This window comes from Leisingera daeponensis DSM 23529, from assembly GCF_000473145.1.
Lineage (GTDB): Bacteria > Pseudomonadota > Alphaproteobacteria > Rhodobacterales > Rhodobacteraceae > Leisingera > Leisingera daeponensis.
The window spans coordinates 1,056,818-1,080,875 of sequence record NZ_KI421500.1 but is presented as its reverse complement, the minus strand read 5'-3'; the positions used below and the strand labels follow the sequence as shown (position 1 = coordinate 1,080,875).

Genomic DNA, 24,058 nt, shown 5'->3' with positions numbered 1-24,058 from the left:
GCGGCCCGCCTGCAGAATCCTGCGGCACCGGTCGTTTTTGGCCCATTTTTCAGCATTTGCAGCGCGCGTTTCGGCGCGCTGCCGCTAGGCTCTGCCCGGATTGCATTCCCTTGCCGCAGCGGAAAGGAGCCGCCCGATGTCCCTCTCGCAGGCCTTGCAGGCCGCCCGCGATCTGCACGCAAAGCTGCCCGCCCTGCGGGAATTCGCCCCCTGGCCCGGCGATCTGGAACCGGCCGCGCTGGCCCCTGCCGCGATGGCAGCGCAGGACCAGGTGGCGGGGTTCGGCCTGCCGGGCACGGCTGACACCCAGCCCCTGATCGACGCGCTGCGCACGGCGGCGGGGCACGCGCATTGGACACAGACCTATACCGAGGCCGAGGTCGGTGCGCATTTCCTGCAGAACTACGGCTATTTCGAGCTGTTCGGCCCGACCGGCCATTTCCGCAGCACCCGGCTGCGCGGCTATATCGCCTATTGGGGCGCCGGGCTGAAATACGACTGGCACAGCCACGAGGCGGAGGAGCTGTATGTGGTGCTGGGCGGCGGCGCGCAGTTCCTGACCGAGGAGAACGAAAGCTGGCTGCAGGCGGGCGATACGCGCCTGCACGGCGGCTGGCAGCCGCACGCGATGAACACCGGCGCGGAGCCGGTCCTGACCTATGTCCTGTGGCGCGGCCAAGGGCTGGCGGGCCTGCCCCTGATGGGCGGCAAACGGACTGCCGCGGCCTGACCGGCCTGCGCAACACGGGCAGCAGGCCGCCCATGCGGCGGTCTGTCCGGGCCGCGCCTGTCATACGGCTGTTACAGCCATCTTGCACGCTGCGCTGCCGGCCTTATACCGCCGGTGACATCCAGACGGAGCCTTCCCCCAGATGCACGCGCAAAACCGCCTCGCCCGTGATATTTCCTATGCCCATTCCGCCTCCACCCGCGCAGGCCGCGCGGTGATCCGGCTGATGGAGAATACCACCGGGCGGCTGAGCCTGATCCGCCGCGCCGCAGGATATGAGCAGGAGGTGGCGGCGGGGCGCAGCTTCTGGTCGGTGATGGCAGAGCGCTACGGGCTGACGCTGGAGGTGGCGGGCGGCGCGCTCGGCAACATTCCGCAGGACAGGCCGGTGATCCTCATCGCCAACCACCCTTACGGCATTCTCGACGGGCTGATGATGGGGCATATCCTGGCGGAAACCCGCGGCGATTTCCGCATTCTGGCCAACCACGTGTTCCGCAGGGCCGAAGACCTGAACAAGGTGATCCTGCCGGTGGATTTCGCCGGAACCCGCGAGGCCGTGCAGACCAACCTGCAGACCCGCAAGGACGCGCTGGACTATCTGGGGCAGGGCGGTGCCATCGGGATCTTCCCGGGCGGCACCGTGTCCACCGCGGCGCATCCGCTGGGCCATCCGATGGACCCCGGCTGGCGCGGCTTCACCGCCCGGATGATCGCCAAATCCGACGCGGTGGTGGTGCCGCTGTTCTTCGACGGCCACACCTCCCGCCTGTTCCAGATTGCCAGCCACCTGCACGCCACCCTGCGCATGGGATTGCTGATCCAGGAGTTCCGCAAGCGGGTCGATACCCCGGTCCGGGTGGTGATCGGCGCACCCATTGGCCGCGGCACGTTGGCGCCACTGGCCAATGATACAAAAGCCCTTATGGATTTCTTGCGCAAAGCGACGTATGAGCTTTCTCCAGTACCGCTCAAATCCTATGGTTACGGGTTTGAGTTCGAAGAGAAACACCGCGCGTGAGAAAGCGAAATGGCTGTAGGCATCTTTGATTCAGGCCTGGGCGGGCTGACCGTCCTGGACGCGGCGCAAAAGCGCCTGCCGGATGTGGATTTCCTCTACTACGGCGACAACGCCCATGCGCCCTATGGCGTGCGCGATGCCGAAAACATCTATCAGCTGACCAAGGCCGCGATGGAGGACATGTGGGACAAGGGCTGCGATCTGGTGATCCTCGCCTGCAACACCGCCTCCGCCGCCGCGCTGCGCCGGATGCAGGAGGGCGGCTTGCCCCAGGGCAAGCGGGTGCTGGGTGTCTTCGTGCCGCTGATCGAGGCGCTCACCGAACGGCAGTGGGGCGACAACTCCCCCCCGCGCGAGGTGGAGGTGAAGCACGTGGCGCTGTTTGCCACCCCGGCCACCGTCGCCAGCCGCGCGTTCCAGCGGGAACTGGCGTTCCGCGCCATCGGCGTAGATGTCGAGGCGCAGGCCTGCGGCGGCGTGGTCGACGCCATTGAGGACGGCGACATGATCCTGGCCGAGGCGCTGGTGCGCTCGCATGTCGATGCGCTGAAGCGCAAGATGCCGCATCCTGAGGCCGCGATCCTCGGCTGCACCCATTACCCGCTGATGGAGCAGACCTTTCAGGCCGCACTTGGCCCTGAGGTCAAGGTGTTCAGCCAGGGCAGCCTGGTGGCAGACAGCCTTGCGGACTACCTGAAGCGCCATCCCGGAATGCTGGGCAACGGTGCGGGCGGGTTCTATACCACCGGAAACCCGGGCCGTGTCAGCGACCGCGCGACCCAGTTTCTCCGACGGGAAATCACCTTTCAGGCCGCCTGAGCCCCGACCGTCCGGAACCTTGTTCCAGGTCAAAGTGCTGAGGCGCAGTTTTTCCTATTTCTCTCCGCAGATGGCTGCGGAACCGGCATATCACATCGAAAGACGAGGTCTGACATGACCCATAAAGTGGCTATCCTTGGCGCCTCCGGTTATACCGGCGCCGAACTGGTGCGGCTGATCGCCCAGCACCCCAATATCGAGATCGCGGCGCTGTCCGCTGACCGCAAGGCCGGCATGACCATGGCCGAGGTGTTCCCGCACCTGCGCCATATGGAGCTTCCGGTGCTGTGCAAGATCGGCGAAATCGACTTTGCAAATATCGACCTGTGCTTCTGCGCGCTGCCGCATAAGACCAGCCAGGACGTGATCGCGGCCCTGCCCAAGACTCTGAAGATCGTCGACCTGTCAGCCGACTTCCGGCTGCGCGACCCTGCGGAATACGAGAAGTGGTACGGCAACCCGCACGCCGCACTGGAGCAGCAGGAAGAGGCGGTTTACGGCCTGACCGAGTTCTACCGGGAAGAAATCAGGTCCGCGCGCCTGGTGGCCGGCACAGGCTGCAACGCCGCCACCGGCCAGTTTGCCCTGCGGCCGCTGATCGAGGCGGGCGTCATCGACCTGGACGAGATCATCCTGGACCTGAAATGCGCGGTCTCCGGCGCCGGCCGGTCGCTCAAGGAAAACCTGCTGCACGCGGAGCTGAGCGAGGGCTACAATGCCTATGCCATCGGCGGCACCCACCGCCACCTGGGCGAGTTCGACCAGGAGTTCAGCAAGATCGCAGGCCGCCCGGTAAAGGTGCAGTTCACCCCGCATCTGCTGCCGGTGAACCGGGGTATCCTGGCGACCGTCTATGTGAAGGGCGACGCGCAGGCGATCCATGATACCTTTGCCAAGGCTTACGCCGATGAGCCGTTCATTGAGCTGCTGCCGTTCGGCGAGGCGCCGAGCACGCATCACGTGCGCGGCTCCAACTTCTGCCATATCGGCGTGGCGCAGGACCGGATCGGCGGCCGCGCCATCGTCTTTGCGGCACTGGATAACCTGACAAAAGGAAGCAGCGGCCAGGCCTTGCAGAACGCGAACCTGATGTTAGGTGAGAACGAGACCGAAGGCCTGATGATGGCGCCGCTGTTCCCCTGATCCGGGGCGGCGCTGGCTTGGGCCTGATATGAGGACACCATGAAGAACCTGAAGAAACAGCGCCGTATCCAGGTCATCGCGGTTGCCGCGGTGGCCCTGATCGTGGCAACCGCCCTGATCGGCTATGCCATGCGGGACGGGATCAACTACTTCCGCTCGCCCAGCCAGGTGATGGAGGAACCGCCGAAGCCGTCGGAAGTGTTCCGCATCGGCGGGCTGGTGGCGGAAGGCTCGCTGCAGCGCGGCCAGGGCGAAACCGTGCGCTTTGCGGTGACGGATGGCGGCGCGACCGTGAACGTCGCCTATACCGGCGTGCTGCCTGACCTGTTCGAGGAAAACCAGGGTATGGTCGGCACCGGGCGCTACGTGAACGGTGTCTTTGAAGCCTCTGAAATCCTGGCGAAACATGATGAAACCTATATGCCCAAGGAAGTCATGGACGCACTGAAGGAACAGGGCGTCTACCAAGAGCCCGAGAGCTGAACCCGGCGCCGCAGCCGGACCGCTCCCGCCCCAAAGACGCCTCCCTCTGGGGAGGCGTTTTGCGTTGGGCCAAGCGCCGCGCTGCGCGCGGCGCGGCAGCGCTTCGAGGGGGGTGTTGCGCTGCCTGCGCACGGTCGTGTCATCAGGTTTTAGGCCCTCTGCGGCATCCTGTTGCGGTTGCAAGTGGTGAGGTGACATGCAGAGCGTTCAGGAAATTGCAGAACAGATCGTGGCGCGCGAAGGCGGGTTTGCAAATGACCCGGATGATCCCGGCGGGGCCACCAAACACGGCGTGACCCTCGGCACCCTGCGGCGGCTGGGGCTGGACCTGACCGGCGACGGTGCCGTCGGGCTGGAGGATGTGCAGGCGCTCAGCCGGGCCCAGGCGGCGGACATCTTCATCCGCCATTATTTCGAGGCGCCGCGGATCGCCAGCCTGCCGCCCTGCCTGCAGGCGGCGGTGTTCGACATGTATGTGAACGCGGGCAGCAACGCGGTGCGCATTCTGCAGCGGCTGCTGCGCGACATGGGCTATGCGGTGGCGGTTGACGGCGCCATCGGCCCGCAGACCGCCGGCGCGGCGGCGCAGGCGGCAGAGGTCGGCGCGGAGGCCTTGCGCGATGCCTACGGCGTGGCGCGGCGCAATTATTACTTCCGCCTGGCGGACCGGCGTCCGGCCAGCCGCAAATACGCGCGCACCCGCGCGGGCGGCAAGGGGGGCTGGATCACACGGGCTGAGGAGTTCATCTCTGCCCAATACCATCTGAGCCAGCAGGCGTTTCAGCGGAGGACAGCGGCATGGGGGTGATCGCGGATGTGTTCAGTCTTATTTTTGGAAGCCGCCGCAATGCCTTGCGGGAAACTCTTGAAGTGTTTCGCGAAAACGCGGAGGCCGGCGCCACCCGCGCGCACGAGATGCAAAGCGCTGCGCTGAGCCAGCTGGCGGCGGAGTTTCAGTATGGCGGCAAAAGCCGCTTTGACCGGTTCATGGACGGGGTGAACCGTCTGCCGCGCCCCTTGCTGGCGCTGGGAACCCTTGCACTGATGGGGGCGTCTCTCAGCGATCCGGTCTGGTTTGCTGCAAGAATGCAAGGGCTGGCGCTGGTGCCGGAACCCCTATGGTGGCTGTTTGGGGTCATTGTCTCCTTTTACTTCGGCGCCCGCCATCAGGTGAAGAGCCAGGAATTTCAGCAGGCGCTGGCCGCCAGCATGGCGCGGGTGCCGCAGGTGGCGCAAAACATCGCAGCGCTGGAGCGGCTCAGGGCGGATGCGCCTGCCGCCGCCGCCACCCGCACGGATGCCGCGGCCCGGCTGGACGCCATCGCGGCGGAGGACAATCCCGCGCTGGAAGCCTGGAAAGCACGCCGCGGCTGATCACATTTTGCCCTCTGCGGCGGCATGGCGCGGCAATTGCCATTGGCGCTCCCGGCAGACAGGCGTATAGGAAATCCCATGATTACAGAGCTTGGCCACTTTGCCCTTATCCTCGCCTTCATGATCGCTATCGTGCAGGCCGTGATCCCCTTGATCGGCGCCCACAAACGCTGGCCCGGCTGGATGGCCGTGGCAGAGCCTGCGGCGCAGGCGCAGTTCCTGTTCACCGCGTTCTCCTTTGGCGCGCTGATGTGGGCCTTCATCACCTCCGACTTCTCGCTGAAGCTGGTGACGCTGAACAGCCATTCGGCCAAGCCGATGCTGTACAAGATCTCCGGCACCTGGGGGAACCACGAGGGCTCGATGCTCCTGTGGGTGCTGATCGTCAGCCTGTTCGGGGCGCTGGCCTCGGTCTTTGGCGGCGGGCTGCCGCCGACCTTGAAGGCCCGTGTGCTGTCCGTGCAGGCGGCGATCGGGGTGGCGTTTTTCGCCTTCATCCTGTTCACCTCCAACCCGTTCCTGCGCCTGTCGGTGCCGCCGTTTGACGGGCAGGACCTGAACCCGCTGCTGCAGGACCCGGGCCTGGCCTTCCATCCGCCGTTCCTCTACCTCGGCTACGTGGGTCTCAGCATGGCGTTCTCCTTTGCCGTTGCGGCCCTGATCGAAGGCCGCATCGACGCCGCCTGGGGCCGCTGGGTGCGGCCCTGGACGCTGGCGGCCTGGGTGTTCCTGACCATCGGCATCGCGCTGGGGTCCTGGTGGGCCTATTACGAGCTGGGCTGGGGCGGTTTCTGGTTCTGGGACCCGGTCGAAAACGCCTCCTTCATGCCCTGGCTGCTGGCCGCTGCGCTGCTGCATTCCGCCATCGTGGTGGAAAAGCGCGAGGCGCTGAAAAGCTGGACGATCCTGCTGGCGATCCTTGCCTTCGGCTTCTCGCTGATCGGCACCTTCATCGTGCGCTCGGGCGTGATCACCAGCGTCCATGCCTTTGCCAACGACCCGGAGCGGGGCGTGTTCATCCTGTTCATCCTCGCCTTCTTCACCGGCGGCGCGCTGACGCTGTTTGCCGCGCGCGCGCAGGCGATGGAGGCCAAGGGCGTCTTTGGCATGATCAGCCGCGAAAGCGCGCTGGTGGCCAACAATATCCTGCTGGCGGTCAGCTGCTTTGTGGTGTTCTTCGGCACCATCTGGCCGATCCTGGCGGAGATGCTGCTGGACCGGAAACTGAGCGTCGGCCCGCCGTTCTTCAATTCGGCCTTCACCCCCTTCATGGTGGTGCTGGGCCTGCTGCTGCCCGTCGGCGCGATGCTGCCGTGGAAACGCGGCCGGATCGGGCGCACCGCCTGGCAGCTGCGGTACGTGTTTGTGCTGGCGGTGTCGCTGGGCGTGCTGGCCTGGTCGATGCAGACCGGGCGCTCGGCGCTGGGACCTGTCGGGCTGTTCCTGGGCTCCTGGGTTGTGTTCGGCGCGCTGGCGGATCTGTGGATGCGCAGCGGCAAGTCCGGGCGGTTGCAGCGGATGCTGCGGCTGCCGCGGGCGGATTGGGGCAAGGCCACGGCCCATGCGGGCCTCGGCGTCACCATCTTTGCGATCGCGGGCCTGACGGCCTGGGAGCAGGAGGATATCCGCGTGGCCCGTATTGGCGAGCCGTTTGAGGTCGGCGCCTTCACGCTGGTGCTGCAGGAGGTGACCCGCGAGCAGGGGCCGAACTACTTCACCACCAAGGGCCGCGTCGAAGTGACCCGCAACGGGCGGCCCGAGGCGGTGATGTTCCCGGAGAAACGCGACTACCCGGTGGCCAAGATGCCGACCACGGAAGCCGCGATTGACTACCGGGTGGCGCGGGATCTGTATGTCGTGCTGGGCGATCAGCAGGCCGACGGCAGCTGGACCATGCGCACCTATATCAAGCCCTTTGCCAACTGGATCTGGGCGGGTTCCATCCTGATGGCGCTTGGCGGTCTTCTGAGCCTGAGCGACAGACGGTTCCGCGTGGCCGCGGGCGCGCGCAAGACACCGGCAGCGGGAGTGCCTGCGGAATGAAACCGATGCGTGTTCTGATCCTGGCCCTGGCCGCCCTGATGGCCGCGGCGCTGTTCACCCCGGCGCCTGCGCTGGCGGTGGAGCCGGACGAGATCCTGGCGGACCCGGCGCTGGAAGCGCGCGCGCGGGAGCTGTCCAAGGACCTGCGCTGCCTGGTCTGCCGCAATGAAAGCATCGACGAATCCAACGCGGAACTGGCGCGCGACCTGCGCGTGCTGCTGCGCGAGCGGCTGGTGGCGGGCGACAGCGACCGGGAGGCGATGGATTTCATCGTTGCCCGCTACGGCGAATACGTGCTGCTGCGCCCCACCGCCAGCGGGGCCAACTGGCTGCTGTGGGCTGCGGGGCCGCTGATGCTGCTGGCGGCGCTGGTGATGGCGCTGTTCTACATCCGCGGCCGCTCCCGGGCGCCAAAAACGGCAGAGGCGGGGCTGAGCGCGGAAGAGCAGGACCGGCTGCGGAAAATCCTGGAGGATTGACGCCGGGTCCGGCTTTCCGGCGGCAGGGCTTTGCGTCACCATGGCGCCAAACAGGCCCGCTGGCACAGCGCCGGCGGGACGCAAGCTGCATGAGGCAACCCTATGGACTACAAGGAAATCCTGTTCACGCTGGAGGACGGGCTGGCCGTCATCACCCTGAACCGGGCCAACAGGAAAAACGCGCTGACCAGCCGGATGCGCTCGGAAATCACCCATGCCATGCAGGCCGCGCAGGCCGAGGCGCGGGCGGTGGTCCTGACCGGCGCGGGCGATGCCTTCTGTTCCGGACAGGACCTGAGCGACGCCTCCGGCTCTGGCGATCTGGATCTGGAGCGCACGCTGCGCGACGAATACCTGCCGATGGTCGAGGCGATCTATAACTGCCCGGTGCCGGTGGTGGCCGCGGTGAACGGCGCCGCAGCCGGTGCCGGCGCCAGCCTGGCGCTGGCCGCGGATGTGGTGATCGCCAGCGAAAGCGCGTTTTTCATGCAGGCCTTCAGCAAGATCGGCCTGATGCCCGATGCCGGCGGCACCTGGTTCCTGCCGCGCCAGGTTGGCATGGCCAAGGCGATGGGCGCGGCGCTGTTTGCCGACCGCATCAGCGCGCAGCAGGCCAGCGACTGGGGCATGATCTGGGAAGCGGTGCCGGACGCGGAGTTCGACGCCCATTGGCGCGCGCGGGCCGCCTATCTGGCCCAAGGCCCCAGCAAGGCCTTTGCCGCCACCAAATCCGCCCTGCGCGAAAGCACCGGCCGCAGCCTGATGGAGCAGTTGTCGGAAGAGGCGCATCTGCAGGGCCAGTGCGGCAAGACCCGGGACTTCCTGGAAGGCGTCACCGCCTTCATGGAAAAACGCCCCGCGAAGTTCGAGGGGCGCTGAGGCGCGGCAAACACACGCGGATGCCGGAGCCTGTCTCCGGCCGCCGCTACTCGCGCTCGAGAACCCGGATGTTGTGCGGCGAAATCAGGCCGCCAGCGCCCTCGATCCGAGCAAAGACGTTTCCGTCAGCCATAAGAAGAGCATCGTCTTCATCGCCCAGTTCGTCCAGCGTGTTTTCGACTGTAATTTCAGGGGTAGGACCGGAACCGTCATAGTAATAAACGATCATGTCTTCGAGCGGGCTGTAGTCGGTCAAGACCACCGGCTCATCGCCGGGTTCGATCCAATCGCCGAGGAAGAGGGCATCCTCTCCCGCACCCAAGCTCACTGTGTCACCGTTGCCAGCATAGACATCGTCATCGCCATAGCCGGCCTGGATCACGTCCGCATCATCGTCGGTGTCCGGCGCGCTCAGGTCGCGTTCCAGCTGTATATTTTCATCGGGGTCATCATTGTCGATCCAGTCTCTGACGATTTGCAATGTGACGTCCGGATCAACTGCATTGGTTGCGACAATCAGATCGTGCCCCAAGTCGCCAATCAAGGTGTCACTGCCTTCTGCATCAATGATTATGTCGGAATCTGAACCGCCACGGAGGAAATCATTGCCCGCACCTCCCAGCAGAAGATCCTCCCCATCCTGGCCGAACAGCCTGTCGTCGCCGCCATTCCCGTCAATAATATCGAGGCCATCCTTGGCAAAAATGGTGTCGTCGCCAGATGCCCCAGCCAGGTCATCGTTGCCTTCAGTCGCGTCAGCGGTGGTGTCGCCCTTGATTTGATCATCATCATCGTCCATCGCCAAGGCCACACCGCCAATGGTCAGGCCAATCCCAAGCAAGATCAAAAGTTCCATGTCATCAATCCCGTTGCCGCCTGGCAGTGGCGTTCTGCAATTCCGCGCGCGTGGGGGCGCTCTGCCAGAACCAAGTAAACTAATGAGTTCAGTACCGGGTTGTGCAGGTTTAGTCAAATACCCGTAAATATTGAACTTTCCTGAGAAACAGTGTGCGGCCCACGGTGGAATTGTTGCCCGGCGGGACCGGAGCAGAGCCGGCCGCACACCGCCGGACACACTGCCGCCAAACGAAAAACGCCCCGCGCGATGCGGGGCGTTTGTCTTGACGTCTGAGCAGCGCTTAGCGCTTTTCGATGTCGACGTAGTCGCGCAGGGTCTCGCCCAGGTACAGCTGACGCGGGCGGCCGATCTTGTTCTGCGGATCTGCAATCATCTCTTTCCACTGCGAGATCCAGCCGACGGTGCGCGACAGCGCGAAGATCGGGGTGAACATCGAGGTCGGGAAGCCCATCGCCTCCAGAATGATACCGGAGTAGAAGTCGACGTTCGGGAACAGCTTCTTCTCGATGAAGTAGGGGTCGTTGAGCGCGGTGCGCTCAAGTTCCTTGGCGACCTGCAGCAGCGGGTTGTCCTCGACGCCCAGCAGCTCCAGAACCTCATCCGCGGATTGCTTCAGCACTTTGGCGCGCGGGTCGGTGTTCTTGTACACGCGGTGGCCAAAGCCCATCAGGCGGAACGGATCGTTCTTGTCCTTGGCGCGTTCGATGAACTCCGGGATGCGGTCAACCGAGCCGATTTCCTTGAGCATCTCCAGGCAGGCCTGGTTGGCGCCGCCGTGGGCCGGGCCCCAGAGGCAGGCGATGCCGGCCGCGATACAGGCAAACGGGTTGGCGCCGGAAGAGGACGCCAGACGCACGGTCGAGGTGGAGGCGTTCTGCTCGTGGTCGGCGTGCAGGATGAAGATCCGGTCCATCGCGCGGCTCAGGATCGGGTTCACGTGGTATTCCTCGGCCGGAACCGAGAAGCACATGTGCAGGAAGTTGGCCGCGTAATCCAGATCGTTGCGCGGGTAAACGAAGGGCTGGCCGATCGAGTACTTGTAGGCCATCGCGGCAATGGTCGGCAGCTTGGCGATCAGACGGATGGCGGCAACTTCGCGCTGCCAGGGGTCGGTCACGTCCAGCGAGTCGTGGTAGAAGGCCGACATCGCGCCGACCACGCCCACCAGGGTCGCCATCGGGTGCGCGTCGCGGCGGAAGCCGCGGAAGAAGTTGTGCATCTGCTCGTGCACCATGGTGTGACGGGTCACACGGGTCTCGAAATCCTCGAGCTGCGCGGCGGTCGGCAGCTCGCCGTAGAGCAGCAGGTAGCAGACTTCCAGGTAATGCGATTTCGACGCCAGCTGGTCGATCGGGTAGCCGCGGTGCAGCAGCTCGCCCTTGCCGCCATCAATATAGGTGATGGTGCTGTCGCAGCTGGCGGTGGAGGTGAAACCCGGGTCATAGGTGAACACACCTGCCTGCGCGTAGAGCTTGCGGATGTCGAGGACATCTGGCCCGGCCGTTGGCGAGAAAATGGGCAGCTCGTATGTTTCGCCATTCAGGCTGAGCGTGGCAGATTTCTGTGTCTCGGTCATGGATGTCCCTTCCTGTTACAGGCACGAAAGCGACCGGTCAGGCGTTTTCATGCGGGGCAGCGCCTGCGCTGAGTCGCGCAGGGTTTGTCTTATCTAAACGGGCTTACCCGGGCGTAAAGGCCAGGATCAGCCCGTCGCGTCTTTGAGCCGGGCGATGGTTTCATCGCGGCCCAGAATCAGCATCATATCGAACACCGAAGGCGTTACCGCCCGGCCCGCAAGCGCAGCCCGCAACGGGCCTGCCAGTTTGCCGAACTTGGTATCATGTGCTTCTGCAAATGCGTTCAGAAGCGCCTCCAGATCGTCACGGACCCAGCTAGCATTTTGCAGCTGCGGCGTCAATTCTTCCAGTATACCATCGGATACAGACGACAGTGCTTTTTCTGCCTTCTCGTCCCGTTCAAGAGGCCGTGTGGCGAGGATAAAATGTGCTTTTTCAAGCAGTTCCGGGAATGTGCGGGCCCGGTCCTTGAGGCAATACATCGCAGCTTCCAGCCCTTGTGACTGCGCGTCAGTCAGGGCGGGTTTCCCGGCAGCCGCCAGGTACTCGCTGATTTCCTGCCGCAGTGCAGCATCATCGCTAACGGCAATATGCTGGCCGCAGAGGTTTTCCAGCTTCTTGGTGTCAAACCGGGCGGGGCTTTTGCCGATACCGTCGAAATTAAACCACTCTTTGGCCTGGCTGTCCGTAAAAAATTCGTCATCGCCATGCGACCAGCCGAGGCGTGCCAGGTAATTGCGCATGCCGGCCGCCGGATAGCCCATCGCCTGGTATTCCTGCGCGCCCAGGGCGCCGTGGCGCTTGGAGAGTTTCTTGCCGTCCGGGCCGTGGATCAGCGGGATATGGGCCCAGACCGGCACGTCCCAGCCCATCGCCTCATAGATCATCATCTGGCGGGCGGCATTGTTCAGGTGGTCGTCGCCGCGGATCACATGGGTCACGCCCATGTCGTGGTCATCGACCACCACCGCCAGCATGTAAACCGGGGTGCCGTCGGAGCGCAGCAGGATCATGTCATCGAGCTGATCGTTGCGGATGGTCACGTCGCCCTGCACCTGATCCTTGATCACAGTGACGCCGTCCTGCGGCGCCTTGATGCGGATCACATAAGGCGCGTCCGGGTGGCTGGCCGCACCGGCGTCGCGCCAGGGCGAGCGGTAGAGGGTGGATTTGCCCTCGGCCTTCGCCTGCTCGCGGAAGGCGGCGATTTCCTCCTGGGTGGCAAAGCATTTGTAGGCCTTGCCTTCGGCCAGCAGCTGATTGGCGACCTCGGCGTGGCGGTCGGCGCGTTCGAACTGGCTGATCACCTCGCCGTCATGATCCAGGCCCAGCCACGCCATGCCCTGCAGGATGGCGGCGGTGGCTTCGGGGGTGGAGCGTTCGCGGTCGGTATCCTCGATCCGCAGCAGGAATTTGCCGCCGCGGCCGCGGGCATACAGCCAGTTGAACAGCGCGGTGCGGGCGCCGCCGATGTGCAGAAAGCCGGTGGGAGACGGCGCGAAACGGGTGACAACCGGTTGGGTCATGTGCAGGATTTACCTTTTGGAAACCATGTGAGGCGTAGTGTTTCCGCCTGTCTACCGGGCCAGAAGGCGGGGGGCAAGCATGCGGCTGAGCACAGCCATCGCAGACCTGCTGCAGGCGCAGCGGGGGCATCTGTTCCCCTGGATTCCAGTGTTTCTGGGCGCCGGGATCGGGGCCTATTTCAGTTTGAAAAGCGAACCGGGCTGGACGGTCTATGCCGGCCTTGCGGCGGCTGGGCTGCTGCTGGCCTGGGCGGCGGTGCAACTGCGGCCCTTGGCGTTCCTGTGCTGGGCACCGGCCTTTGCGGCCGCGGGCCTGTGCCTGGCGGGTGCTCGTGCCCATTGGGTTGCGGCGCCGGTTCTGGATTTTCGCTATTACGGGCCGGTGGAGGGGCGGGTGGTCTCGGTGGACCGCTCCCCGACCGATGCCTTGCGGCTGACCCTTGATCAGGTGCGGCTGGACGTTCCCGCCGCGAAAACGCCCGAACGGGTGCGGATTTCCCTGACAGGGCAGGACGCGGTGCCGCCGCCCGGCGCGCTGGTGATGACAACCGCGCATCTGCTGCCGCCACAGGGCCCGGCGGAGCCGGGCGGCTTCGACTTCCGCCGCCATGCCTGGTTCATGCAGCTGGGCGGCCTGGGGTATACCAGAGTGCCGGTGCTGCTGGCCGGCGCGCCGGGGGACAGCGTGCCGGTGGAGCGGCTGCGCCGGGAAATGGCGCAGCACCTGCAGCAGCGGATCCCGGGAGAGACCGGCGGCTTTGCCGCGGCCCTCACCGCAGGCGACCGCAGCGGTGTCGGGGAGCAGACGCTGGCGGCGCTGCGCAAGAGCAACCTGGCGCATCTGCTGGCCATCTCGGGCCTGCACATGGGGCTGCTGACCGGGTTTGTCTTTGCCGCAGTGCGGGTGCTGTTCTGCCTGGTGCCGCCGCTGGCCTTGCGCTGGCCGGTGCGGAAGCTGGCGGCGCTGGCCGCCTTGATCGCGGGGGCCGGTTATCTGTTGCTGTCAGGCGGCAATGTGGCGACGGAGCGGGCCTTTGTCATGGTTGCGGTGATGCTGGGCGCGGTGCTGCTGAACCGGCGCGCGATCACCCTGCGGGCGGTGGCGCTGGCGGCGCTGATCGTGCTGCTGCGGCGGCCCGAAAGCCTGCTGAGCCCCGGCTTCCAGATGAGCTTTGCCGCGACGGCTGCGCTGGTGGCGGTGTTTGCCGCGGTGCGGGACGGCGGGGTGCCGCTGGGGCCGCGCTGGCTGCGGCCGGTGGCTGCACTGGTGATCTCCTCCGCTGTGGCCGGCGCTGCCACGGCACCCTTTGCAGCGGCGCATTTCAACACGCTGCCGCACTACGGTCTTCTTGCAAATCTGCTGGCAGTGCCGGTTATGGGCACCGTCGTGATACCCGCCGCCGTGCTGGCGCTGTGTCTGCTGCCCGCCGGCCTGGAGGGCATCGGCCTGACGGTGATGCGGTGGGGGATGGACTGGATCCTGGCGGTGGCGCGGACGGTGTCCGGGTTTGAGGGCGCGGTGTCCCAGGTGACAGCGCCGGACAGCGCCGTGCTGCCGCTGTTTGCCTCCGGCATGGTGTTTGCGGTGATCTGGCAGGGGCGCTTGCGGCTCGCAGGGCTGCTGCCCGCGGCTGCTGCGCTGTGGATCTGGAGCGGGGCGGAGCGCCCGCCGGTGATCATCGCCAGCTCCGGCGGGCTGATCGGGGTGATGGAGGCAGAGGGGCGCGCCTTGTCCCGCGCCAAGGGGCAGGGGTTCACCGCCGGGATCTGGCTGGAGAATGACGGCGACGCAGCCACCCAGCCGGAAGCGGCGGCCCGCTGGAAGGTCCGGGACGGCGCGCTGCCGGTCTGGCACGGTGCGGGCGTGCGGCTGGTCCACGCCCCGGGGAAACGTGAGCTGCTGCAGGCAAGCAATTGTAAAGAGGGCGATATTGTCGTGTCCGCTGCGGCCGGCGCGGCGTCGGCCGGCTGTTTGGTGCTGACGCCGGGCATCCTGCGGCAGACCGGCAGCATCGCGGTGCGGCCCGATGGCCGGCTGCTGACGGCCCGCGCAGCAACCGGTATGCGCCTGTGGAGCGGATGGCAGCCGGAAGGGCCGGAGGTGCTGCGCCTGCGCCGCCTGCTGGGCGCGGCGGCGGCGTCTCAGTAAGTGCGGATCAGTCCGACCAAGCGGCCCTGGACCTGCACTTGGTCTTCGCGGTAGCGCCGGGTTTCATAGACCGGGTTTGCGGCCTCCAGCGCGATCATGCCGCCCTGACGCTGGAAATACTTCAGCGTGGCTTCCTGGCCTTCGACCAGCGCCACCACGATGTCGCCGTTGTCCGCGGTTTCGGCTTCGCGGATCACCACGATATCGCCGTCATTGATGCCGGCCTCGATCATCGAGTCGCCCTTGACCTCCAGCGCATAGTGCTGGCCGTTGGGGGAAATCATGCCGCCCGGCACCGCCACCTGGTGCGAGACCTGGCTGATCGCCTCAATCGGCACACCGGCCGCGATGCGGCCCATCACCGGCAGTTCAATCGCGGCCAGGCGCATCGGATCCGCCGCTGCGGCGGCGGCAGCGCGGGGGCTGGCCTGGCCGCCGTCGATCACCTTAGGGGCAAACCCCTGCGGTTCGGCGGTGCCGCCCAGGCTGTCGGGCAGGCGCAGGATCTCAATGGCGCGGGCGCGGTGGGCCAGGCGCCGGATGAAGCCGCGCTCCTCCAGCGCGGTGATCAGCCGGTGGATGCCGGATTTGGAGCGCAGGTCCAGCGCTTCCTTCATCTCATCGAAACTGGGCGGAACCCCGTCCCGCTGCAGGCGTTTGTGAATGAATTCCAGCAAATCCAGCTGTTTTTTCGTGAGCATCGCCGCTCCCTCCGCGCCTCGTGTAGATGTTTTCTTTTGTTCTACGCATGTTCACGTTTTGTGTCAACATGGCCGCTTGCGGTTGTGCCAGATAATGGGCGTGCCACAGGCGCGGGCCTGCCGTGAGGGTATTTTTGCAAAGAGAAGGCGGCTTCAGATCGGCAGGTATTGCACAGGCTCACCTGCGACACGGGCGCTGTCCCCGGGCGGGCGGATCAGAAGGGCGTTGGCCTCGGCCAGTACCGTCAGCAGCGAGCTGTCCTGGTCGGGATAGGCGCGGATGACCCCGTCGGCGGCGCGGGCCCGCATATAGTGCGCCCGCGGGCCGTTTGCGGCGAGCGGCTCCGCCAGCCGGGCGTTCAGCAGCTGCTGGCCCGCGTCCGGCAGGCCAAGCATCGCCCGGACCATCGGCGCCAGGAAGACGTGGCCGCAGACCATGGCGGACACCGGATTGCCGGGCAGGCCCACCATGGCCGCAGATCCCATCCGGCCCGCCATCAGCGGTTTGCCGGGGCGCATGGCAACCTTGTAGAAACTGCGCTCCATGCCCAGATCCTGGGCCACCTTGCCGACCAGATCGTGATCGCCGACAGAGGCGCCGCCGATGGTCACCACCAGATCGGCGCCCTCTGCCAGTCCAAAAGCGGTGCGCAGCGCGCTTTCGGTGTCCTGCGCGATGGGCAGGATGCGGGCGCGGGCGCCAAAGCCCTCCAGCATCGCTTTGAGCCCGAAGGTGTTGGAGGCGATGATCTGGTCCGGGCCGGGGTCCGCGCCCGGCATTACCAGCTCATCCCCGGTGGAGATCAGCGCCACCTCGGGGCGGCGCGTGACCGGAACGCTGGGAATGTTCATCGCGGCCAGCAGGGCGACATCCGCAGCACTCAGCAGCCGGGGCGCAGTGACGGTTTCGCCATCGGTAAAATCGCCGCCGCGCGGCCGGATGTTGGGGTTTGCGCCAGGGTCATCCGTGATGGTGATAAGATCGCCGGTGCGGCTTACATCTTCTTGAATTACAACGAAACTTGCGCCCTCGGGTACCGGGGCGCCGGTAAAGATGCGCACCGCCTGGCCCGCGCCGACGCGGCCGTCAAAAGCATGTCCCGCGGCGGCCTCTCCGATCACCTTGAACATCGCGTGCCTCTCGACCTCCGCCGCGTTGACGGCATAACCGTCCATGGCGGAGGCGGAAAACGGCGGCTGGTCGCGGCGGGCGTGCATGTCCCGGGCCAGAACCCGGCCCGCGGCCTCCGCCACGGGGACATCTTCGGATTCCAGATTGGAGACCAGTGTCAGAAGATGCGCGAGGGCTTGGCTGACGGGGATCATTTATGCCTCGTACCTGCCTGATTTTCCGCCATCTTTCAGCGTGACGCGAATGCCGCCGATTTGCATCGCCTTGTCCGCCGCCTTGGCCATGTCATAAACGGTCAGTGCAGCGGTGGAAACGGCGGTCAGCGCCTCCATCTCGACGCCGGTCTGGCCGGTGGTCTTGACGGTGGCCTCGATCCGGACGCCGGGCAGATCCGGGTCCAGCGTCAGCTCCACCGCGACCTTGGTCACCGGCAGCGGGTGGCAGAGCGGGATCAGGTCCGGCGTTTTCTTGGCGCCCATGATGCCGGCCAGGCGGGCCACGGCCAGAACATCTCCCTTTTTCGCGCGGCCTTCGGAAATGATTTCAAAGGTTTCCGGCGCCATGGTGATGTGGCCTTCGGCGGTGGCGATGCGCGCGGTGACCGCCTTGTCCGTGACATCGACCATATGGGCGTCGCCCTTGGTGTCGAAATGGGTGAGGCTCATGGGCTGCCTCCTTTACATCATGCCGGGCGTCAGCGGGTTGGCGAGCAGCGCGCGGGTGGCCGCGGCGACGTCGTCCTGCCGCATCAGGCTTTCGCCGATCAGGAAGGTGCGGGCGCCGTAGCGGGCCATTTCGGCCAGATCCTCAGGCGTCGACAGGCCGCTTTCGCAGACAATGGTGCGGTCGGCCGGCACCATGCGCGACAGCTGCCGGGTGGTGTCCAGCGTCGTGTCGAAGGTCTTGAGATTGCGGTTGTTGATGCCCATCAGCGGCGATTTCAGGTTGCAGGCGCGCTCCAGCTCTTCGGCGTCATGCACCTCCAAGAGCACATCCATGCCCCAGCCGAAGGCAGCGTCCTCCAGCTCCTGTGCCTGATCGTCGGAGACCGAGGCCAGGATGATCAGGATGCAGTCGGCCCCCAGCGCGCGGGCTTCGGCCACCTGGTAGGTATCATACATGAAATCCTTGCGCAGCGCGGGCAGCGCGCAGGCCGCGCGGGCCTGGGTGAGGAACGCCTTGGCGCCCTGAAAGCTGGGGGTATCGGTCAGCACCGACAAGCAGGTTGCACCGCCGGCCTCATAAGCCTTTGCCAGCTCTGCCGGTTCGAAATCCGGGCGGATCAAGCCCTTGGAGGGGCTGGCTTTCTTGATCTCCGCAATCAGCCCGTACCCTTGGCGGCTGGCCTTCATCAGGCTGTCGGCAAAGCCGCGCACCGGGGAGGCTTCGCGCGCCTCGGCCTCGACCGCCTCCAGCGGTTTGGCGGCCTTGTCCGCGGCAACTTCCTCAAGCTTGTAGGCCTTGATCCTGTCCAGCACGTTTTGGGTCATACCGCTGCCTCCGTTCCTGCGTTCCAGTCTATGCCGGCTTCACCGCGGGCGGCGAGCCAATTGTTCACTTTTGAGAAGGGCCTGGACCCAAAAAAGCCGCGCCGCGCCGACAAGGGCGAGGGATGCGCGGTTTTCAAGATCAGGTGATCGCCCGTTTTGATATGTTTTTCAAGCTTCTGGGCTGCATTACCCCAGAGAATGTACGCAGTGGGGCGCTCTGACGTCAGCGCCAGCACCTGATGCACCAGATGGTGCCAGCCGAGGTGCTTGTGGCCATTGGCGCTGCCGGCAGGGACCGACAGCGCGGTGTTTAGCAAAAGCACGCCCTGGCGGGCCCAGCCGCGCAGGTCGCCATTCGGGCGGGACACGCCAAGATCGGCTTCCAGCTCCTTGTAAATATTGGATAAGGACCGGGGCAGCGGGCGCACGCCGGGTTCCGCCGAGAAGGCCAGCCCGTGGGCATGGCCGGGCGTCGGATAGGGGTCCTGGCCGAGGATCACCACGCGGGTGTTCTCCGGCTGTGTCAGCTCCAGCGCGGCGAACCGCTGAGGCGCGGGCGGCAGGACGTCGCGCGGGTCCGCCTGCAGGGCGGCTGCGATACCGGGCCAGTGCTCCGTGAAAAAGGGCAGGCCGGCCCAGCGGCCCAGCCCGGACGGGACGCCGGTCATGCGGCTGAGGTGATGCGGGCCAGCGCCTCGACCTTGGCCTTGGCGGCGCCGCTGTCGATGGACTCGGCGGCAAGGGCCACGCCGTCCTTGAGGTCAGCGGCCTTGCCGGCCACCACCAGCGCTGCGGCCGCGTTCAGCAGCACCGCGTCGCGGTATGCCGAGGGCGTGCCTTGCAGCAGCACCCGGAACGCCATGGCGTTTTCCGCAGGCGTGCCGCCGACGATCATGTCAAAGCCGTGCACCGGCAGGCCCGCGTCCTCCGGGTGCAGCTCCACCTCGCGGATGCTGCCGTCTTCCTCCAGCGCGGAGACCCAGCTGATGCCGGTGATGGTCAGCTCGTCCGTGCCGTCAGAACCGTGCACCAGCCAGGCTCGCTCTGACCCAAGGGCCTTGAGCGTTTCGGCCATCGGGCGGATCAACTCGCGGCGGAAGGCGCCGGTCAGCTGCCGTTTGACGCCGGCCGGGTTGGTGAGCGGGCCGAGGATGTTGAAGATGGTGCGGGTGCCCAGCTCCTGCCGGGTGGGCATAACATGTGCCACCGCGGGATGGTGCATCGGCGCCATCATGAAACCGATCCCGGCCTCATTGATCGCTTTTTCAACGACTTGCGGGCCGACCATCACGTTGATGCCCATCTGGGACTGGAGGTCTGCGGTGCCGGATTTGGAGCTGAGGTTGCGGTTGCCGTGCTTGGCCACCACCACGCCCGCGCCTGCAACCACAAAGGCGGTCGCGGTGGAGATGTTCAGGGTGTTCTTGCCGTCGCCGCCGGTGCCGACGATGTCCATCGCGCCGGCGGGCGCTTTCACCGGGTTGCATTTGGCGCGCATCACGGCGGCGGCGGCGGCGTATTCGTCAACGCTTTCGCCGCGGGTGCGCATCGCCATCAGCAGGCCGCCGGTCTGGCTGGGCGTGGCCTCGCCCTCAAACAGCAGGGTAAAGGCGGTTTCCGCCTCCTCGCGCGTCAGGGCGCGTTCGGCAGCGGCCCCGATCAGCGGCTTCAGGCGGTCACTCATGCGGGCACCTTCATAACGTCCAGGAAGTTTTTCAGCAGCGCGTGGCCGTGTTCGGACGCGATGGATTCGGGGTGGAACTGGACACCGTGAATCGGCAATTCCTTGTGCTGCAGGCCCATGATGGTGCCGTCGTCCAGCTCTGCAGTGATCTCCAGGCAATCCGGCAGGCTGTCGCGCTCCACCACGAGGGAGTGATAGCGCGTCGCTTCAAAAGGTGAGGGCAAGCCTTTGAAAACGCCAGTGTTGTTGTGGTGCATCTTGCCCATCTTGCCGTGCACGATCTCATGGCAGCGCACCACCTTGCCGCCGAACGCCTGGCCGATGGTCTGATGGCCCAGGCAGACGCCCAGCAGCGGGGTGCCGGTCTCAGCCGCCGCCTCGGTCAGCGCCAGGCAGATGCCGGCCTGATCCGGATCGCACGGGCCGGGCGACAGCAGGATGCCTGCGGGCTTCATCGCCATGGCTTCCTGCACGTTGATGGCATCGTTGCGGTGCACTTCCATTTCCGCGCCAAGCTCGCCCAGATAATGCACGAGGTTGTAGGTAAAGGAATCGTAGTTGTCGATCAGCAGCAGCATCGTAGCGGGCTCTTTTAAGGGTGGCGGGCCGGGGGCGCGCCGCAGTATAGTGGTCGGAACATACATGTTCAGGGATACGGGGCAGCGTCAAGGGCAGGATAGGCGATTGCGGGAGAGGGCCGGTAACGGGCTCCCATCCCTGCAGGCCGGAACGGCGCAGCACGATCATACGGATTGAGAGGCAAAACAGGCATGCGTGGATTTCTGGGCGGCGTGAGTGTCGGGGCTTTGCTGGCCGCAGGCGGGCTGGCGATGCTGTCTTTGTCGGTGCCGCTGCCGGTCAGCGGACCGGACGGCCAGCCGGGCGAAGACCAGGCGGCCGCGGCGCCGCAGCCCGCAGAGGCGCAGCCCGCAGAGGCGCAGCCCGCAGAGGACCGTGCAGCGGTCCAGCCGGACCCGGCGGTGCATGAGCCGGGCGATGCGCCGCAGTTGCCGGATGGCGGCAGTGAAACCGCAGAGATTCCCGGCAACGGCCAGGGGCGGGATGCCGATCTGGTGGAGGCGCAGCCCGCAGGGCCGGCCGCAACCGGCAGCGGCGACGATCTGAGCGCGCTGGCCGGGGCGGATACCGCGCCAGCGGGCAAGCCTGAGGTCGGCCTTGCCGCCACATCGCTGGAGGGCAGCAGCCCGGCGCCGGCAGCCGCTCCGGGGCTGGACCAGGGCGGCCGAGAGGACCAGCCGCAGGCCGCCAAACCCTCGGCGCCGCAGGCGCCCGGCAGCGAGGCCGCCGTGATAGCGGCAACTGATCCGGCACCGGAACCGGAACCGGAACAGCCCGCGCAGGAGCCGGATGCCGCCGCCGCGCAGCCGCAGGATGCAGCGCCGCTGCCCGCGGTGCGGCACGCGCCGGATACCCAGGCCGCGGCGGCGGTGCTGGCGCCCGATATCGGCGCGGCGCCGCAGGCGACCACGCTGCCGGTGATCGGCGCGGCGCCGTCCGTTCCGGACGCCAGCGCCGGTGATGAGGCCCTGCCGTCAGAAGCCGTGCCGGCAGCCGAAGCGCCGCAGCAGGAGGCGCTGGCGCCCCGCATCGGCACGCCGGTGGTTCCGCTGACCGACCGGGACGACGCGCAGGAGATCGCGCTGGCCGCGGCGCAGCCTCTGGACAACCCGCCGTTCCAGGCCTTCTCCGAGCCGTTTCACAACCCGGAGGACCGGCCGCTGATGTCGATCGTGCTGATTGATGATGCGGGCGCTGTCGGCGCCGAGGCGCTGGCGGCGTTTCCCTATCCCTTGAGCTTTGCCATCGACCCCGGCGATCCGGATGCGGAGGCCAAGATGGCGGCGCGCCGGGCGGCCGGGTTCGAGGTGCTGATGCTGGCGGATCTGCCGCGCGCGGCCACGCCGCAGGATGCCGAGATGGCGCTGGAGGTCTGGCGCAGCAGGGTGCCCGAAGCGGTTGCGATCCTCGAGGGGGTGGAGACCGGCGTGCAGGGCAACCGGCCGCTGGCGGACCAGGTGGCGGCGATGGCGGCCTCGGCCGGCTATGGGCTGGTGACGCAGAACAGCGGCCTCAATACGGTGCAGCGGCTGGCGCTGCGCGATGGCGTGCCTGCCGGTGTGGTGTTCCGAGATTTCGACGGGGCGGGCCAGACCCCCAGGGCGATCCGCCGGTTTCTGGATCAGGCCGCGTTCCGGGCCGGCCAGGAGGGGTCGGTGATCATGCTGGGCCGGCTGCGCCCAGATACGATCTCGGCGCTGCTGATCTGGGGTCTGGAGGACCGGGCTGCCCGGGTGGCGCTGGCGCCTGTCTCGGCCAGTCTGGAAGCGCAGCTGCCGCCCAAGTGAAACGGCGCCCTGAGCGGGCGCCGTTGCCTCCGGCGGGAGTGCTTCGGGAAAGATGAAGCAGCGGCGGCGGCAGCGCTGATGTGTCAGCGGTTGCCGTTGCCGGTGAAGCGGGCCGCATCTGCCGCGGCGCGGCGGATGGCGTTCGATTTGTGGACCGTTTCCATATATTCCGCTTCCGGATCGCTGTCATACACCACGCCGCCGCCGGCCTGGATATAGAGAGTCTGATCCTTGACGATGGCGGTGCGCAGCGCGATGCACATATCCATGTCGCCGCCTGCCGAGAAATAGCCGACGCCGCCGCCGTAGATGCCGCGCTTTTCCGGCTCCAGCTCGTCGATGATCTCCATCGCGCGCACCTTGGGGGCGCCGGAGACGGTGCCTGCGGGCATCCCGGCAAAGAAGGCGTCCAGCGCGTCCTTGTCCTCTGCCAGCTCGCCCACGACGTTGGAGACGATGTGCATCACGTGGCTGTAGCGTTCGATGATGAATTTCTCAGTCGGGCGCACGGTGCCGATCCTGGATACCCGGCCGGTGTCGTTGCGCCCGAGGTCCAGCAGCATCAGGTGCTCTGCCAGCTCCTTCTTGTCGGCGAGCAGATCGGCCTCCAGCGCCTTGTCTTCCTCCGGGGTGGCGCCGCGGGGGCGGGTGCCGGCGATCGGGCGGATGGTCACCTCCTGCCCGAACACGCGGACCAGGATTTCAGGGCTAGCGCCCACCACCTGGAAGCCGCCGAAGTTGAAGTAGAACATGAAGGGCGACGGGTTGGTGCGCCTGAGCGAGCGGTAGAGCGCGAAGGGCGGCTGGCGGAACGCTTGCGTCCAGCGCTGCGCCGGCACCACCTGGAAGATGTCGCCTGCGCGGATGTAGTCCTTGGCCTTCTCCACCGCGGCCATGTAGCCCTCCTTGGTGAAGTTCGACACTGGCGGCGCAACTTCATCGGCGTCGCCGAGGTCGCGGCTTTCGGCGGGCATGGCGCGTTCCAGGTCGCGCACCGCGTCCATCACCCGTTCCGCGGCCTGGGCATAGGCTGCCTTGGCGGTCTGGCCGTCGCTGGCCCAGGCGGGCGAGACCACGGTGACCTCTCCCTTGACCCCGTCGAGCACGGCAATGACCGAGGGGCGCAGCATCAGCGCGTCGGGCAGGCCGAGCGGGTCGGGGTTCACGTCCGGCAGATGCTCCACCAGCCGGATCATGTCATAGCCGAGGTAGCCGAAGAGGCCGGCCGCGGCCTGCGGCAGATCGTCGGGCAGGTCGATTTTGCTTTCGGCAATCAGCGCCCGCAGATTGTCCAGCGGGTTGCCATCCTGGGCTGTGAAGTCATCCGCATCGAACCGGGCCGAGCGGTTCAGCGACGACTGCTCCCCGTGGCAGCGCCAAACCAGGTCCGGTTTCATGCCGATGATCGAATAGCGCCCGCGCACCTCGCCGCCGGTCACCGACTCCAGCATGAAGGCGTCCTTCTGGGCGCCGGTGAGCTTGAGCATCAGCGATACCGGCGTGTCGAGGTCGGCGGCAAGGCGGGTGTAGACGACCTGGTTTTCACCGGCCCCATAGGCCTTGGCAAAACTGTCGAAATCGGGGGTCAGGGCCATGGGTGCTT

The 24,058-nt window shown here is 66.4% G+C and carries 23 protein-coding genes; 12 read left to right on the top strand and 11 right to left on the bottom strand.

The annotated features are described in order from the left end of the window. Positions 1–136 precede the first annotated feature (136 nt). The 10 genes from DAEP_RS0105655 to DAEP_RS0105610 all read left to right on the top strand — a co-directional run bounded on the left by DAEP_RS0105655 (position 137) and on the right by DAEP_RS0105610 (position 8,971). Complete coding sequence (locus DAEP_RS0105655; protein ID WP_027243972.1) at positions 137–730, top strand: dimethylsulfonioproprionate lyase family protein; 594 nt, start codon at positions 137–139, stop codon at positions 728–730. 142 nt (positions 731–872) lie between these two features. Further along, complete coding sequence (locus DAEP_RS0105650) at positions 873–1,751, top strand: lysophospholipid acyltransferase family protein (RefSeq protein WP_008557737.1); 879 nt, start codon at positions 873–875, stop codon at positions 1,749–1,751. A gap of 9 nt (positions 1,752–1,760) precedes the next feature. Further along, positions 1,761–2,570, top strand: coding sequence for a glutamate racemase (gene murI / locus DAEP_RS0105645; protein WP_027243971.1), 810 nt, complete (start codon positions 1,761–1,763; stop codon positions 2,568–2,570). A 114-nt stretch (positions 2,571–2,684) separates the two neighbouring features. Continuing rightward, entirely contained in the window at positions 2,685–3,713 is a 1,029-nt protein-coding gene (gene argC / locus DAEP_RS0105640; protein ID WP_008553379.1) for an N-acetyl-gamma-glutamyl-phosphate reductase, read from the top strand. A 39-nt stretch (positions 3,714–3,752) separates the two neighbouring features. After that, positions 3,753–4,196, top strand: a complete 444-nt coding sequence (gene ccmE, locus DAEP_RS0105635) for a cytochrome c maturation protein CcmE (RefSeq protein ID WP_027243970.1) — start codon at positions 3,753–3,755, stop codon at positions 4,194–4,196. Positions 4,197–4,392: 196 nt separating this feature from the next. Beyond that, the gene (locus DAEP_RS0105630; protein WP_027243969.1) at positions 4,393–5,004 is read left to right on the top strand and encodes a holin-associated N-acetylmuramidase; all 612 of its coding nucleotides are present in this window, start codon (positions 4,393–4,395) and stop codon (positions 5,002–5,004) included. Next, positions 4,995–5,570, top strand: a complete 576-nt coding sequence (locus tag DAEP_RS0105625) for a holin family protein (protein WP_027243968.1) — start codon at positions 4,995–4,997, stop codon at positions 5,568–5,570. The genes DAEP_RS0105630 and DAEP_RS0105625 overlap by 10 nt, the downstream gene beginning before the upstream one ends. Positions 5,571–5,648: 78 nt before the next feature. Continuing rightward, positions 5,649–7,613 carry a heme lyase CcmF/NrfE family subunit gene (locus DAEP_RS0105620; protein ID WP_008553717.1) on the top strand — a complete coding sequence of 655 codons (1,965 nt, stop codon included), beginning with the start codon at positions 5,649–5,651 and terminating at the stop codon, positions 7,611–7,613. Between the two features lie 5 nt (positions 7,614–7,618). Beyond that, positions 7,619–8,092, top strand: coding sequence for a cytochrome c-type biogenesis protein (locus tag DAEP_RS0105615; protein ID WP_027243967.1), 474 nt, complete (start codon positions 7,619–7,621; stop codon positions 8,090–8,092). Between the two features lie 102 nt (positions 8,093–8,194). Next, positions 8,195–8,971 carry an enoyl-CoA hydratase-related protein gene (locus tag DAEP_RS0105610; RefSeq protein ID WP_008555783.1) on the top strand — a complete coding sequence of 259 codons (777 nt, stop codon included), beginning with the start codon at positions 8,195–8,197 and terminating at the stop codon, positions 8,969–8,971. Between the two features lie 46 nt (positions 8,972–9,017). On the opposite strand, the gene DAEP_RS0105605 is transcribed toward DAEP_RS0105610, so the two are convergent. The 3 genes from DAEP_RS0105605 to gltX form a co-directional block, all read right to left on the bottom strand. Beyond that, on the bottom strand, positions 9,018–9,827 hold the full coding sequence (locus DAEP_RS0105605; protein WP_027243966.1) for a calcium-binding protein: 810 nt from the start codon (positions 9,825–9,827) through the stop codon (positions 9,018–9,020). 283 nt (positions 9,828–10,110) lie between these two features. Next, on the bottom strand, positions 10,111–11,406 hold the full coding sequence (locus DAEP_RS0105600) for a citrate synthase (RefSeq protein WP_008556539.1): 1,296 nt from the start codon (positions 11,404–11,406) through the stop codon (positions 10,111–10,113). Positions 11,407–11,532: 126 nt separating this feature from the next. Further along, the gene (gene gltX / locus DAEP_RS0105595; RefSeq protein WP_027243965.1) at positions 11,533–12,933 is read right to left on the bottom strand and encodes a glutamate--tRNA ligase; all 1,401 of its coding nucleotides are present in this window, start codon (positions 12,931–12,933) and stop codon (positions 11,533–11,535) included. 79 nt (positions 12,934–13,012) lie between these two features. On the opposite strand from gltX, the gene DAEP_RS0105590 reads away from it, so the two are divergent. Next, positions 13,013–15,082, top strand: coding sequence for a ComEC/Rec2 family competence protein (locus tag DAEP_RS0105590; protein ID WP_027243964.1), 2,070 nt, complete (start codon positions 13,013–13,015; stop codon positions 15,080–15,082). On the opposite strand, the gene lexA is transcribed toward DAEP_RS0105590, so the two are convergent. The 7 genes from lexA to DAEP_RS0105555 all read right to left on the bottom strand — a co-directional run bounded on the left by lexA (position 15,076) and on the right by DAEP_RS0105555 (position 20,667). Continuing rightward, positions 15,076–15,783 carry a transcriptional repressor LexA gene (lexA, locus tag DAEP_RS0105585; protein WP_027243963.1) on the bottom strand — a complete coding sequence of 236 codons (708 nt, stop codon included), beginning with the start codon at positions 15,781–15,783 and terminating at the stop codon, positions 15,076–15,078. The two genes, DAEP_RS0105590 and lexA, sit on opposite strands and share 7 nt — an antisense overlap. 153 nt (positions 15,784–15,936) lie before the next feature. Continuing rightward, positions 15,937–17,109 carry a molybdopterin molybdotransferase MoeA gene (locus DAEP_RS0105580; RefSeq protein ID WP_027243962.1) on the bottom strand — a complete coding sequence of 391 codons (1,173 nt, stop codon included), beginning with the start codon at positions 17,107–17,109 and terminating at the stop codon, positions 15,937–15,939. After that, positions 17,110–17,580: a cyclic pyranopterin monophosphate synthase MoaC gene (gene moaC / locus DAEP_RS0105575; protein ID WP_027243961.1), complete on the bottom strand. Its 471-nt coding sequence runs from the start codon at positions 17,578–17,580 to the stop codon at positions 17,110–17,112. A 12-nt stretch (positions 17,581–17,592) separates the two neighbouring features. Beyond that, entirely contained in the window at positions 17,593–18,405 is an 813-nt protein-coding gene (gene trpC / locus DAEP_RS0105570; protein WP_008556883.1) for an indole-3-glycerol phosphate synthase TrpC, read from the bottom strand. After that, complete coding sequence (locus DAEP_RS0105565; RefSeq protein WP_027243960.1) at positions 18,402–19,073, bottom strand: uracil-DNA glycosylase; 672 nt, start codon at positions 19,071–19,073, stop codon at positions 18,402–18,404. The genes trpC and DAEP_RS0105565 overlap by 4 nt, the downstream gene beginning before the upstream one ends. Beyond that, the gene (gene trpD, locus DAEP_RS0105560; RefSeq protein WP_008554551.1) at positions 19,070–20,089 is read right to left on the bottom strand and encodes an anthranilate phosphoribosyltransferase; all 1,020 of its coding nucleotides are present in this window, start codon (positions 20,087–20,089) and stop codon (positions 19,070–19,072) included. Before trpD ends, DAEP_RS0105565 begins: the two co-directional genes overlap by 4 nt. Beyond that, complete coding sequence (locus tag DAEP_RS0105555; protein ID WP_027243959.1) at positions 20,086–20,667, bottom strand: anthranilate synthase component II; 582 nt, start codon at positions 20,665–20,667, stop codon at positions 20,086–20,088. Before DAEP_RS0105555 ends, trpD begins: the two co-directional genes overlap by 4 nt. A gap of 192 nt (positions 20,668–20,859) precedes the next feature. Here DAEP_RS0105555 and DAEP_RS0105550 point away from each other — a divergent pair, with 192 nt between their 5' ends. Further along, positions 20,860–22,455: a divergent polysaccharide deacteylase family protein gene (locus tag DAEP_RS0105550; RefSeq protein ID WP_027243958.1), complete on the top strand. Its 1,596-nt coding sequence runs from the start codon at positions 20,860–20,862 to the stop codon at positions 22,453–22,455. 83 nt (positions 22,456–22,538) lie between these two features. Here DAEP_RS0105550 and trpE read toward each other — a convergent pair whose 3' ends face one another. Next, positions 22,539–24,050: an anthranilate synthase component I gene (gene trpE / locus DAEP_RS0105545; RefSeq protein ID WP_027243957.1), complete on the bottom strand. Its 1,512-nt coding sequence runs from the start codon at positions 24,048–24,050 to the stop codon at positions 22,539–22,541. Positions 24,051–24,058: the final 8 nt, after the last annotated feature.

Coding starts and splice junctions, on each gene's coding strand:
- DAEP_RS0105655 (WP_027243972.1), top strand. CDS start 137: ATGTCCCTCTCGCAGGCCTTGCAGGCCGCCCGCGATCTGCACGCAAAG.
- DAEP_RS0105650 (WP_008557737.1), top strand. CDS start 873: ATGCACGCGCAAAACCGCCTCGCCCGTGATATTTCCTATGCCCATTCC.
- murI (WP_027243971.1), top strand. CDS start 1,761: ATGGCTGTAGGCATCTTTGATTCAGGCCTGGGCGGGCTGACCGTCCTG.
- argC (WP_008553379.1), top strand. CDS start 2,685: ATGACCCATAAAGTGGCTATCCTTGGCGCCTCCGGTTATACCGGCGCC.
- ccmE (WP_027243970.1), top strand. CDS start 3,753: ATGAAGAACCTGAAGAAACAGCGCCGTATCCAGGTCATCGCGGTTGCC.
- DAEP_RS0105630 (WP_027243969.1), top strand. CDS start 4,393: ATGCAGAGCGTTCAGGAAATTGCAGAACAGATCGTGGCGCGCGAAGGC.
- DAEP_RS0105625 (WP_027243968.1), top strand. CDS start 4,995: ATGGGGGTGATCGCGGATGTGTTCAGTCTTATTTTTGGAAGCCGCCGC.
- DAEP_RS0105620 (WP_008553717.1), top strand. CDS start 5,649: ATGATTACAGAGCTTGGCCACTTTGCCCTTATCCTCGCCTTCATGATC.
- DAEP_RS0105615 (WP_027243967.1), top strand. CDS start 7,619: ATGCGTGTTCTGATCCTGGCCCTGGCCGCCCTGATGGCCGCGGCGCTG.
- DAEP_RS0105610 (WP_008555783.1), top strand. CDS start 8,195: ATGGACTACAAGGAAATCCTGTTCACGCTGGAGGACGGGCTGGCCGTC.
- DAEP_RS0105605 (WP_027243966.1), bottom strand. CDS start 9,827: ATGGAACTTTTGATCTTGCTTGGGATTGGCCTGACCATTGGCGGTGTG.
- DAEP_RS0105600 (WP_008556539.1), bottom strand. CDS start 11,406: ATGACCGAGACACAGAAATCTGCCACGCTCAGCCTGAATGGCGAAACA.
- gltX (WP_027243965.1), bottom strand. CDS start 12,933: ATGACCCAACCGGTTGTCACCCGTTTCGCGCCGTCTCCCACCGGCTTT.
- DAEP_RS0105590 (WP_027243964.1), top strand. CDS start 13,013: ATGCGGCTGAGCACAGCCATCGCAGACCTGCTGCAGGCGCAGCGGGGG.
- lexA (WP_027243963.1), bottom strand. CDS start 15,783: ATGCTCACGAAAAAACAGCTGGATTTGCTGGAATTCATTCACAAACGC.
- DAEP_RS0105580 (WP_027243962.1), bottom strand. CDS start 17,109: ATGATCCCCGTCAGCCAAGCCCTCGCGCATCTTCTGACACTGGTCTCC.
- moaC (WP_027243961.1), bottom strand. CDS start 17,580: ATGAGCCTCACCCATTTCGACACCAAGGGCGACGCCCATATGGTCGAT.
- trpC (WP_008556883.1), bottom strand. CDS start 18,405: ATGACCCAAAACGTGCTGGACAGGATCAAGGCCTACAAGCTTGAGGAA.
- DAEP_RS0105565 (WP_027243960.1), bottom strand. CDS start 19,073: ATGACCGGCGTCCCGTCCGGGCTGGGCCGCTGGGCCGGCCTGCCCTTT.
- trpD (WP_008554551.1), bottom strand. CDS start 20,089: ATGAGTGACCGCCTGAAGCCGCTGATCGGGGCCGCTGCCGAACGCGCC.
- DAEP_RS0105555 (WP_027243959.1), bottom strand. CDS start 20,667: ATGCTGCTGCTGATCGACAACTACGATTCCTTTACCTACAACCTCGTG.
- DAEP_RS0105550 (WP_027243958.1), top strand. CDS start 20,860: ATGCGTGGATTTCTGGGCGGCGTGAGTGTCGGGGCTTTGCTGGCCGCA.
- trpE (WP_027243957.1), bottom strand. CDS start 24,050: ATGGCCCTGACCCCCGATTTCGACAGTTTTGCCAAGGCCTATGGGGCC.